The sequence below is a fragment of the Nitrospira sp. genome, assembly GCA_016788885.1.
GTDB lineage: Bacteria > Nitrospirota > Nitrospiria > Nitrospirales > Nitrospiraceae > Nitrospira_A.
In genome coordinates this window covers 78,923-89,453 of sequence record JAEURX010000037.1, presented here as the reverse complement: position 1 = coordinate 89,453, position 10,531 = coordinate 78,923, and the positions used below count along the sequence as shown (strand labels likewise).

Genomic DNA, 10,531 nt, shown 5'->3' with positions numbered 1-10,531 from the left:
ACAGCCTGAATGATCCGGGCAGGGGGCCCTGCGGCGGACAACAGGCCGGACACGAAAATATTGGTATCAAGAACGACGCGCACGCTCGCGCCGAACCGCTGCAACCTCAGCGGCAATCTGTTCGGGGGTGACGCCCAGTTCACGGGTGGCGCGGCGGAGCTTGCTGACCATGCGGACCAGCTTCTTGCGACTCGCCGCTCTGGCCGGGGACTCCAAGATCAGGATGTCGGAGTCGCGATGCGCCACGACGGCTTTTCCCCACCCCTTCATCCACGAGGAGGGAATCACCACGCCTTCTTTAGTGTACTTCACGGCTTTCATTGGCAACGCATCCAGTGTATCCGCAGGCAGTATACCATGGTACTGCGGCTCCGTAGTCAACGGTCGGCGATTTTGCGAGCCGCTCGACCGTCGTTCATGACTGATGTTCAGACTGCCCGATTTCGACCATCCCCTGCTCGTTCACGATCCTGTAATCCGAGGCCCGTTCACTGTGGTCAGTTTTGTGTCAGAAATTATCCAAAACCTTACAATCTCCTGTACACAGTAGACGCGATAGAAAGCTCTTAACCACATGACATGTAACGGGTTTGTGGGGAAACCGTTGCAACAGCGAGCAATTCAAAAATCTAGCTGTTCACCTTCACACGGAAGAGGCCACAGGTTCGATACCTGTATCGCCCACCATCTGCCTTTCGATGATTCTCATTCCACGCTAGTTTCGCAACATCTCAATTTATCTCACGTTATCGAATACCGGTCGCGGCGTCCGTCCAACTGGACAGAATCACGACCCTGCGCTAGACTTTTCTCACAAGGAACAGACTCCGTCTTTTCGAATGTTCCTATAGAAGAAAGAGAGGCACGGTATGCGCGGGACTCTGGCCACAATCATCTTGGGACTGGTTTTGACGACGGGCTGCTCCACCACCAACAATCAGATCGCGACACAGGATCAGACCTACAACGCACCGCTCAGTATCTATAGTGCGATGGACAGCACCTCGCTCGTCTACTCCGACCCCATGGCCGCCTCACAGGCCAACGACAATCCTTATCGATGGCTGGGGTTTATTTTGCACCCTGTGGGTCACGTAGTGGACTACACCGTGAACCGCCCGCTGTACGCCATCGCCAAACATGCCCCCTACATCTTCGGCTATACGCCTGAAGATTCCATGATCGACTCACAACGCCGATAGTCCTGCTCCAGCACCTCGCCCGCCGGAATCCGTCTCCGCGGGCGAGAGGTGCCTGGCTCTCCCCCGCCCACTGCCGTTCGCATCTTCATCACCATTCAGGTATGCTCTGGCCCTCAACGCGACACCGTATTGAATTGAGGCATCGACCCGGCCATGCACCGTCGGCTCTCCCTGTTGCCCGCACTGCTTACCACCGTCGCCCTGTGGACGGGGTGCGAAACGCCACCACCCCAGCGCGCACCGCTCCCTCCCTCTGAAAGCGACCTCGATCTCCTAAAATCCACCAAACTCTGCGACACCCGCCAGGTGTTCCTCGACAAACATCCCGGCATCGCGCCTAAGGCTCAGGCATGGGGCAGCGGCCAGGAAATCAGAATTTCGGCGGAGCAGAGTCTCTCCAAAGGTGAAGAGTCTTATTTTTTCGACGAAGACGGAACCTTGGTCGGCACGATGTTCCTATTTCGTTCCGGCCTCGATCTGGCCCCTTACAAAACACTTCGGTATACCCTGTCCAGGCTGAAACCAAGTCTGGAGTTTTATTTGACCGTGGCACAGCTGGCCGATCGTCAAAATATGGCCTCGAGCACCCTCTATGACACGGGTGATGAAAAGACCACCACGCGGTATTTGGTCTTGAGCGACCCCACCACTCCGCGACTCCTGGCCGCGTCGTTTACCGTCGATCCCTATGTCAAACTCTTCTCGCCCTATCGCAAGGAGTGTCTCGACCGCCTGCGAGAGACAGCGCAGCAGGGCGGCGGACAACACCTGGACACGCAGGGAGCGGAAGACAAGGAACCGTTCACCTCGCTCCAGCAATTCGCGCGTGGGCAGACCGCCCAACTGGCCTACTGTGGCACCAAAAACCAACCGATCGCCCTCGATGCGTACCAAAAAGCCAGTAATTCAGGATTCACCAGTCAGGTCTGGCAGGCGGAACTTCACCACCGTCTCGGCGTCTCCTGGGAAGCGGCCGGCAACCTAGAAAAGGCCAAGAGCGAGCTACTCGCCTCGCTGGCGAAACGTCCAAACTCCCCGGAAGCCGTCAATAACCTCGGCTACGTGTACAGCAAGTTGGGCGAGAAGCAGAATGCGCTCGCGTCCTTCGAGAAGGCCGTGCTGATGCGCCCCAACTACGCAATCGCCCGATTTAATTTAGCCGAAGCTATCGCGGACGCCAATCCCAAACGCGCCATTACGGAATACGAAACCTATCTGGCACTTACCGAGGGAATCCCCGAAGAGGCCGATCGTTCAGCCCTCGCACAATCACGCGTGAAAGCCCTCAAACACCAATAGCGAGGGAACCACCATGCGGGCGAATCCGTGCGGACAGGGAAAGACACGGGGAAATGGGATGAGCACTCAGCGGGGAGACTTCTCGGCTTCTTCCTGGCTCGTCTTGCACTCGATGCACAGGGTGGTCACGGGGCGAGCCTTCAACCGCTTATAGGGAATGTCACCCTGACACCCCTCGCAAATCCCGTAGGTCTGGGCCACTAACCGACCGATTGCTTCATCGATTTTTTTGAGCAGTTTCCGCTCTCGCTCACGAATGCGAAATGAGAAATGTTGGTCGGCTTCGGCAGAGGCCTGGTCGCTCACATCGGGGAACACTTCCAGACCGGTAGGGTTGGTCAACACCACTCCTGCTTCGGCCAGAATCGCCGCGCGCTGGCCTTCCAGATCATGCAGGATGTCAGGATATTTAATCCCGTTCGCTTTCGCAGGCTTCTTTCGAGCGGAAGTGGGTTTTTTCGCCGAAGTTTTCATTGAATCTCCGGGAGCTCTAGTCGGTGCCGCCGCCAAATCGTCCGACGAAATTCGACTATAACAGCCTCAAATTCGAGGGGTCAACGGGTCCTTGCGCTTGATGACGGCCAAGCCACGGTGTCCAGGAGGCCAGATTCCGATATTCGCAGAGATCGCAGATCACAAGTTCCGGCGGCCCTCAATCGACTTCACGAGCGTGACCTCATCGGCATACTCAATGTCCATCCCCACAGGAATGCCATAGGCGATTCGCGTCACACGAATATGGTGCGGCTTCAGCAATCGGGTGAGGTAGATCGCGGTGGCCTCGCCTTCGATCGTGGGATTCGTGGCGACGATCACTTCCTCCACCCCTCCAGCTTTGACACGCTCCAGCAACTCTTCCGCACGAATGTCCGCCGGACCGACACCGTCCAGCGGGGACAACACCCCGAGCAGCACGTGATACAGCCCACGGTATCCCCCTGCGCGCTCGACCGCGTATAACGTGCTCGGCTCCTCAACGACGAGAATCTTGCTGCGATCCCGCTTCGGGTCACGGCAAAACTCACAGAGTTCGCCCTCAGCGATATTGCGACATTGGCGGCAAAACGAGAGCCCGTCCTTGACGGCCTGAATCGCCTCGGCTAACCGCATCGCATCCTCCCGCTCCGCTTTGAGCAGGTGAAAGGCCAGCCGTTGTGCACTTTTCTGCCCGATCCCTGGCAAGCGCACGAGCTCCCGCACCAATTTCGCCAATAACCCTTGTTGATCAACACTCATAGTGCATCGTCATATCCAGCACGTCGTCACCGAGACCGGACTCTGGCTCCTTGGGCAAGCCGGTGCGATTAGAATAGGCCGGGGATTTTCATCCCGCCCGTCACGGCCTTCATCTCTTCCGCCATCATCTCACGGGATTTCTTCAGCGCATCATTGCTCGCCGCAACCACGAGATCCTGCAGCATGTCCACATCACCGGCTTTCACCACTTCCGGGTCGATCTTCACACTGAGCACATCCATGGCCCCGTTGACCATCACGGTCACAATCCCGCCGCCTGCGGTCCCTGACACCGTCTTGCTCGCCGCCTGTTCCTGCACTCTGGCCATCTGCTCCTGCATGGCCTGGGCTTGCTTCAAAATATTGGACATGTTCCCGAATGGACTCTTCATTCCTGTACCTCCTGCGCCGGAAGGGTCGTGCGAACCTCCGCCAGCTCGCCGCCGAACATCTCCAGCGCTTGTTTCACGAGGGGATGCGCTTTGGCTTGTTGTGTCAACAGCACCCGTTGTTCCTGTTCTTTCGCCACTCGCAATTGCTTCATCGTGGGAGCCGCCGTTGCGTCCTGCTCCGCTTCGATCACACGCACGCGTAAGGCACTTCCATAGAGACGCTCACCCAAAGCCGCCAGGGCCTTGAGATTGTCCTCCTTCTCCAACATCGCCCGCGCCACGGTCGCCTGCTTCCCAAACCCCAGTGTGACAAGTCCACCCTCAATCTTCACCACTCGTCCCATCTCAAGAAACGGCGCGATGTTGGGATGCTGAGCGGAGACCGCCTCTTGAAATTCCTCCCAATTCACTTCGACTGCGGCTGACGCGGCCGTTGAAGCAGACGGGACCGCCGGTTCCTGCACAACGGGCTCAGGAGCAGCCTTCCCACTCACCGGAATCGCCGGAGCGGACGCAGGTGCCGGCACAGATGAGGGTGTCGTGGGACGAGCACGGGCAGCCGGTGCTGTCTTCGGAGAAGCTGCGCTAGGGGAGGGCACTGTGGGCGCGGGTTTTTGGTTAGCCGTCGCTGCTTCAGGAGTAGCCGAGGCGGGAGATACCGATCTCCCAGCTGAAGTCGGAGCCGATGCACGAGCAGGTGCTCCGTGATCCTGCGCCGACCGCTCCTGCGGGGAATTGGTCCCGACGGATCGCGACGATGCGTCGGCAGGCTGCAGCAACCGGGTGGCACGCACGGCTGCGGCCTCCAACACGAACCGCGGATGGGCGCTCACGCGCAGACTGTCTTCCGCCGACGTCCACACACGCAATAACTCTTGCAGCTGCTCGACGGTGAATCGCGCGGCATCGCGAGCCAGCTGTGACAAATCGTCTTCGGTGGCTTCGACCAACCCCCGCAACTCAGCACCCGAGGGCACGACGGCCGCGACCAACATATTGCGCACGTATTCCACCAGGTCGGCACAATAGGCTCGCACATCGTGCCCCTGATCCAGCAACCCTGCAATGACCAGCAAGGCCTTGGGGCTATTCTGTTCGATCACCGCCTCGACGAGGGACCGCACACGCTCCTGAGGCACTGCGCCGAGCAGCGTTTCGAGATCCTGATGGCGAATGGTCTTGCCACCGAATGCGATGACCTGATCCAACAAGCTCAGTCCGTCACGCATGCTGCCCTCGCTCGCCCGCGCCAGGGCCATCAGGCTGCGATCTTCGATCACCAATCCATCCTGATCGGCGACATGCCGGAGCCGCTGGACGATTTCGGCCTTGGAGATGCGCCGGAAATTGTAGTGCTGGCATCGTGAGAGGATCGTCGCGGGGATCTTATGAATTTCCGTGGTGGCGAAGATGAACACCACATGAGACGGAGGTTCTTCCAGCGTCTTCAACAGGGCGTTGAACGCCGAGTTGGAGAGCATGTGCACTTCATCGATGATGTACACGCGATACTGTCCGCGGAACGGCGTGAATTTGACGTTCTCGCGAATTTCCCGCACATCGTCGACGCTGGTGTTCGAGGCCCCGTCGATTTCGACGACATCCACCGACGTACCCTGCGTGATTTCCTGACAATTCACACAGGTGTTACAGGGGGAACCCGTTGGCCCCTGCTCACAATTGAGCGCCTTCGCCAAAATGCGAGCGACCGTCGTTTTCCCCACGCCCCGCGTACCGGAAAACAAAAACGCATGGGCAATCCGCTTGGTCGCAATGGCGTTCATCAACGTCTGGACGACATGCGACTGTCCGATGACATCGTCAAACGTCCCAGGTCGATACTTTCTTGCGGAGACTTGGTAATCCATGGGGCTGGATCGCTCCTCGTGAATCGGGCTCTCATCCCTCATGGGGACGCTTCACGAATGACGCATCACGAGAGACGTCATTAATGGAAGTGGGGCCAGGTGATCCTGCGGCACACAGAACGGTCCGCTTACCGTTGCTTCCTTCCGGACCTGGCGGGGTTCACAGGGTTCTGTTGCACAGGGCCCGGCCCCGAGGAGTGTGTGATTCGACAGGGGCAACCGGGGAACGCGGATGGTACGAGGCTTCGCTCACCATCACATCGTCACAGGCCACGCCTGACGCGTCACACCTTCAACATGGCGGAGAGGGTGGGCATTCGAAGTCGCGCCTGCGCGCTCCCACTGAGGGGGCCTGCCCCCTCGTGTCTCCCCACGCAGGGGAGTATCTCCCCCGCGATCCCCCTCGTTCGAATCCCACCGCCTCAGCTCGCGATGGCAATTCAACACGCACATTGTTCCAATCTTACACGGCACGTTTCGATGGCGGAGAGGGTGGGATTCGAACCCACGGTCCCGTTGCCGAGACGCATGCTTTCCAAGCATGTCGATTCGTCCACTCTCGCACCTCTCCACAATCGGACGACTTCAAGGGGTGGCATCTTATCACGCAGGTTTTTGGGCGGCAAGGTAAGCTCGTGGGCTGTTGCTCGGCTGCTATCGCCCCCCACAAACCGCTGGTATCGGGTGGACACCCGCTGGCAGGGATGATCAAACCGGAGCCGTGCAGCCTCACCGGCGACCATTGACCCATTTCGCGCGCATTCCTATACTGCGGAACCATTTCAGGGGAGGTGTCTGATGAAAGTGTTGGTCGGGGTCGGCGTCGGGATCGTGCTCCTTCTGATCCTGATCATCGCGCTCCCATTTCTGATCGACTTGAACAGGTACCAGGACCGGTACCGCCCCCTGATTGAGGAGGCCTTGAACCGAAAGGTCCAACTCCAGGACATTCGCCTGACGATCTGGCCGCGCATCGGCGCCCGGGTCGGCGGGTTTGTCGTTCAGGATGATCCGGCATTCCGCACCGGAGCCTTTGCCTCCCTTTCATCACTGGATGTGGGCGTGAAACTGCTGCCGCTGCTCCGCGGCAAGGTCGAGGTGGAAGAAATCACCTTGCGCGATCCGGTGATCATGGTCTTGAAAAACCCGCAAGGCCAGCTCAATGTCTCCACGCTCGGCGCCAAACCAGCGGCGCCGCCTGCCCCCTCAAAACCCGAAGCCCCGGCGCAGCCGTCCGGCAGCCCGCTTCAAGCCCTGGCGCTGCTCGCGGTGGATCGCGTCTCCATCGAGGGCGGGAAACTGACCTATCGCGACGAATCGTCCCCGAAACCGGTCGAATACACCGTCAATCACCTCGAACTTTTGCTGACGTCGGTCCATCTCGGCGACAGTCCATCGGTGCACGTCGGCGCGATCGTTCAACCCTACAACCTGCCGGTGCGACTCGACGGAACGTTCGGGCCGCTCGTTGAAACCCTGGACGTGAAATCGTTCACCTTCAACCTTGGGCTTGGCAAGATCGCCATCGGACTCAAGGGACGAGCGATCGGCGGCAATCTGGATGCCACCGTCAACGCCCTGCAGATCGACACCGCCGATCTGCCCGTGGCGCTGCCGCTCACGAAACCGATTCAAATCAAAGATCTTCACCTCACGTTGCACACGCAGTACCCCTTCTCGCCCGACACCACGCCCCTCAACCAGCTCGACCTGACCGATCTGGGGCTGACGGTGACCATGGGCGGATCGGCGATCAACGTGAAAGGCACGGCGACCAAGGGCCTGGCGACTGTGACGGCGGCCTCGTCCAGCATCACCACGTCGGACCTGCCGATTGCCCTCCCACTCGCCAAACCGGTCGAACTGAAGGACCTGCATGTCAATCTCAAGGCGAAGTATCCGCCCAAGGAAGGGGCGGCGGCGCTCGAACTCGCGGAGATCCCGAACCTCGGTCTGACCGTTGCCCTGGGGAGCTCGCGGATAGAAGTGAAGGGCTCCGTCCTGGGGGGGTTGGCGAAAGCCACCGCCAGCTCCAAGCTGGTGAACACCACCGACCTGCCGTTCACGCTGCCGCTGAAAAAGCCCGTAGAGATTAAAGACCTCCAAGTCGCGACGGAAATGAAGGGGCAGGAAGTTCGACTTACCGCATTGACACTGCAGCTCTTCGGAGGCCTTGTGCGCACGCAGGGCACGCTGGGCGTCGGCAACACCGCCCCACCGTTCAGCGGCACCGCATCCATTCAAGGACTCCAACTGGGACCAGCGCTGCAAGCAGTCGGCACAGACCAAGTGTCCATGAGCGGCACGGCCAGCGCCGACCTGACGCTGAACGGACGTGGGTTCGCACATCCGGACCTCGTGAAGGCCCTCACCGGGAGCGGACATGTCGCCGTGCGGGAAGGCAGAATCGAGGGGATCAATCTTCTGCAGCAAGCCGCGATGCTGCTCAAGGTGGTCGGGGTGCAGCTGGACAACGTCAAGGCCACAGCATTCTCCACCATCGAAAGCGACGTTGCAGTGAAACAGGGACTCATCACGGTTCAACGCCTGCTCCTCGACAGCCACGATTTTCAGGCCACCGGAGGCGGCACGATCGGTCTCGATCAATCACTCGACATGAAAGTGAACTTGAATCTCTCCCAAGCCTTGAGCCAAAAGATTGCCACCGGCTCCCCCATCGCCCGTGTGGCAATGACCGGCGGACGACTCTCCCTGCCACTGCTCATTACCGGCAGCACCCAGGCCCCTTCCTATGGCCTCGACACAAAAATGTTCGCCGGGAAGGTGAAGGAGCAGGTGAAAGAGACGGTCAAAGGCGCAGTCGGAGACCTCTTGAAAGGCAACGCCAAGCCGGAGGATCTGAAGCAGCAGGGCAAGGATCTCCTGAAGGGACTTTTCGGGCGCTAAGATTCACACGGAGGGAGCATGTCGCTGGCAAACCTGGTCACGCAATACGTCGTCCAATATGGCTTTCGCATCATGGGGGCGATGCTGGTCATTGTCGCAGCCCTCTTCGTGGCCAAGTCGGTCGGACAGCTCTTCGAGCGCTGGTTACACGAACAGGATCTCGAACCACCCCTTCGCCTCCTGCTTCTGCGTCTCGTGAAGGCGCTTATCGTGATCCTCGGGATGCTGATCGCGCTGGATCAACTCGGCCTGCAAATCGCTCCCCTGGTGGCCGGACTCGGCGTGGCCGGACTCGGCGTCGGGCTGGCACTGCAGGGGGTCCTGAGTAATATCGTGGCCGGCCTCTCGATCATCTTCACGAAACCCTATCGGGTGGGCGAACACGTCTCACTCCTGGGCGTGCATGGCGATGTCGCAAAAATTGATATCTTCACCACCACACTCGTACACCCGGATCAGTCCCGCATCGTCATTCCGAACCGAAAAGTCGTCGGGGAAATCCTGCACAACTTCGGAACCATCCGACAATTGGACTTGTCCATCGGCGTGTCGTACCAAACCAATATCGACACCACGCTGCGGAGGCTCCGCGACCTGGTCACACACCACCCGAAAGTGCTCCAAACGCCTGCGCCGATCATCGGAATTGCGGCCTTCGCCGACTCCTCGATTACCCTGTCTATTCGGCCCTGGGTTGAAGTGGCCACGGTCGGGGCCTCGCACATCGAACTGAACCAGGCAATCCTCCAACAATTACAAGCCGATGGCGTGGAGATTCCGTTCCCTCAACGTGAAGTGCGGCTCCTTAATCCCTCGTAGTCCTGCCAAGCACCCACCTCCATTTGTACGTACTCCTTCTGGGAGTAGGTTCGAGGATTACTTGTTGCCCCTTATGGCAATATGCTACCCTAGCTCGCCTTTGTTACAGGGCAGCAGCGGCCAAGGAGACGACCCATGAGCAGGCAGACGGACCTCGATCGCACACGACGCTCGGAACGAACACCCGACACGCTCACCGAGGCAGAGGCGGCCCCCTCGCTGGCCGAAGACCATGCGGCCGGCAACAACCTCGACAAGATCCGCGATATTCTCTTCGGCGCCCAGGTCCGTGATCACGAGCGCCGGTTTACCAAACTCGAGGCCCAGCTGCTTGCAGAGGCGGCCCAATTGCGCCATGACCTGAAAGAGCGGTTTGCCGCACTAGACGCCTACATACGCCACGAAGTCGAGGCCGTGACAGGACAGCTGAAGGCCGAGGAACAACAGCGGGCCAATGCAGTCGGCAACCTGACCACAGAACTGCAGACACTGGCCGGAGTGCTCCAGCAAACAGCGGCCCAGCTGCGGGATCAGAGCGATCAGGCACACCGCGATCTGCAGGAGCAATTGCAGCAGCAGGCGACCACCCTCACCGGCGACTTCACGCAACGACAGACGGCGCTCTCTGCCTCCCTCGATGAGGCAGTGCGGCAATTGTCCCACCAAAAAACCGACCGGGCCTCCCTGGCAACGCTGTTTCAAGAACTTTCGCAGAGGCTCTCGCATGATCAGCCTCCTCCACAGACATAACCTCGAATCCATGGCTCGGCGGCCTCGGCTCATCCTCGGAGCGGAGCGCCGCGCTGTC

General features: G+C 59.5%; 10 protein-coding genes, 1 tRNA gene and 1 other RNA gene. 5 read left to right on the top strand and 7 right to left on the bottom strand.

The genetic code is table 11. From position 1 onward, the window contains the following. Positions 1-66 precede the first annotated feature (66 nt). Positions 67-312, bottom strand: a complete 246-nt coding sequence (locus JNL86_10065) for a hypothetical protein (GenBank protein MBL8043247.1) — start codon at positions 310-312, stop codon at positions 67-69. 557 nt (positions 313-869) lie between these two features. Between JNL86_10065 and JNL86_10060 the strand changes: the two genes are divergently transcribed. Both JNL86_10060 and JNL86_10055 read left to right on the top strand, forming a co-directional pair. Then, positions 870-1,202, top strand: a complete 333-nt coding sequence (locus JNL86_10060) for a hypothetical protein (protein MBL8043246.1) — start codon at positions 870-872, stop codon at positions 1,200-1,202. 153 nt (positions 1,203-1,355) lie between these two features. Beyond that, entirely contained in the window at positions 1,356-2,501 is a 1,146-nt protein-coding gene (locus JNL86_10055; protein ID MBL8043245.1) for a tetratricopeptide repeat protein, read from the top strand. A 66-nt stretch (positions 2,502-2,567) separates the two neighbouring features. On the opposite strand, the gene JNL86_10050 is transcribed toward JNL86_10055, so the two are convergent. The 6 genes from JNL86_10050 to JNL86_10025 form a co-directional block, all read right to left on the bottom strand. Next, the gene (locus JNL86_10050; GenBank protein MBL8043244.1) at positions 2,568-2,975 is read right to left on the bottom strand and encodes a TraR/DksA C4-type zinc finger protein; all 408 of its coding nucleotides are present in this window, start codon (positions 2,973-2,975) and stop codon (positions 2,568-2,570) included. A gap of 159 nt (positions 2,976-3,134) precedes the next feature. After that, positions 3,135-3,737, bottom strand: a complete 603-nt coding sequence (recR, locus tag JNL86_10045; protein MBL8043243.1) for a recombination protein RecR — start codon at positions 3,735-3,737, stop codon at positions 3,135-3,137. 68 nt (positions 3,738-3,805) lie between these two features. After that, on the bottom strand, positions 3,806-4,129 hold the full coding sequence (locus JNL86_10040) for a YbaB/EbfC family nucleoid-associated protein (protein MBL8043242.1): 324 nt from the start codon (positions 4,127-4,129) through the stop codon (positions 3,806-3,808). Further along, a complete protein-coding gene (gene dnaX / locus JNL86_10035) occupies positions 4,126-5,997 on the bottom strand; it encodes a DNA polymerase III subunit gamma/tau (GenBank protein MBL8043241.1) in 1,872 nt (623 codons plus the stop codon). The genes JNL86_10040 and dnaX overlap by 4 nt, the downstream gene beginning before the upstream one ends. A 90-nt stretch (positions 5,998-6,087) precedes the next feature. Beyond that, positions 6,088-6,187, bottom strand: an RNA gene (gene ffs / locus JNL86_10030) — signal recognition particle sRNA small type. A 291-nt stretch (positions 6,188-6,478) separates the two neighbouring features. Next, a tRNA-Ser gene (locus tag JNL86_10025) sits at positions 6,479-6,568 on the bottom strand. Positions 6,569-6,795: 227 nt separating this feature from the next. On the opposite strand from JNL86_10025, the gene JNL86_10020 reads away from it, so the two are divergent. The 3 genes from JNL86_10020 to JNL86_10010 all read left to right on the top strand — a co-directional run bounded on the left by JNL86_10020 (position 6,796) and on the right by JNL86_10010 (position 10,473). Then, entirely contained in the window at positions 6,796-8,904 is a 2,109-nt protein-coding gene (locus JNL86_10020) for an AsmA family protein (GenBank protein MBL8043240.1), read from the top strand. A gap of 18 nt (positions 8,905-8,922) precedes the next feature. Further along, positions 8,923-9,723: a mechanosensitive ion channel family protein gene (locus JNL86_10015; GenBank protein ID MBL8043239.1), complete on the top strand. Its 801-nt coding sequence runs from the start codon at positions 8,923-8,925 to the stop codon at positions 9,721-9,723. Between the two features lie 135 nt (positions 9,724-9,858). Next, on the top strand, positions 9,859-10,473 hold the full coding sequence (locus tag JNL86_10010; GenBank protein ID MBL8043238.1) for an OmpH family outer membrane protein: 615 nt from the start codon (positions 9,859-9,861) through the stop codon (positions 10,471-10,473). Positions 10,474-10,531: the final 58 nt, after the last annotated feature.

Bases quoted from the DNA above. Each gene is read 5' to 3' on its own strand.
- JNL86_10060 (MBL8043246.1), top strand. From the start codon at position 870: ATGCGCGGGACTCTGGCCACAATCATCTTGGGACTGGTTTTGACGACG.
- JNL86_10055 (MBL8043245.1), top strand. From the start codon at position 1,356: ATGCACCGTCGGCTCTCCCTGTTGCCCGCACTGCTTACCACCGTCGCC.
- JNL86_10050 (MBL8043244.1), bottom strand. From the start codon at position 2,975: ATGAAAACTTCGGCGAAAAAACCCACTTCCGCTCGAAAGAAGCCTGCG.
- recR (MBL8043243.1), bottom strand. From the start codon at position 3,737: ATGAGTGTTGATCAACAAGGGTTATTGGCGAAATTGGTGCGGGAGCTC.
- JNL86_10040 (MBL8043242.1), bottom strand. From the start codon at position 4,129: ATGAAGAGTCCATTCGGGAACATGTCCAATATTTTGAAGCAAGCCCAG.
- dnaX (MBL8043241.1), bottom strand. From the start codon at position 5,997: ATGGATTACCAAGTCTCCGCAAGAAAGTATCGACCTGGGACGTTTGAC.
- JNL86_10020 (MBL8043240.1), top strand. From the start codon at position 6,796: ATGAAAGTGTTGGTCGGGGTCGGCGTCGGGATCGTGCTCCTTCTGATC.
- JNL86_10015 (MBL8043239.1), top strand. From the start codon at position 8,923: ATGTCGCTGGCAAACCTGGTCACGCAATACGTCGTCCAATATGGCTTT.
- JNL86_10010 (MBL8043238.1), top strand. From the start codon at position 9,859: ATGAGCAGGCAGACGGACCTCGATCGCACACGACGCTCGGAACGAACA.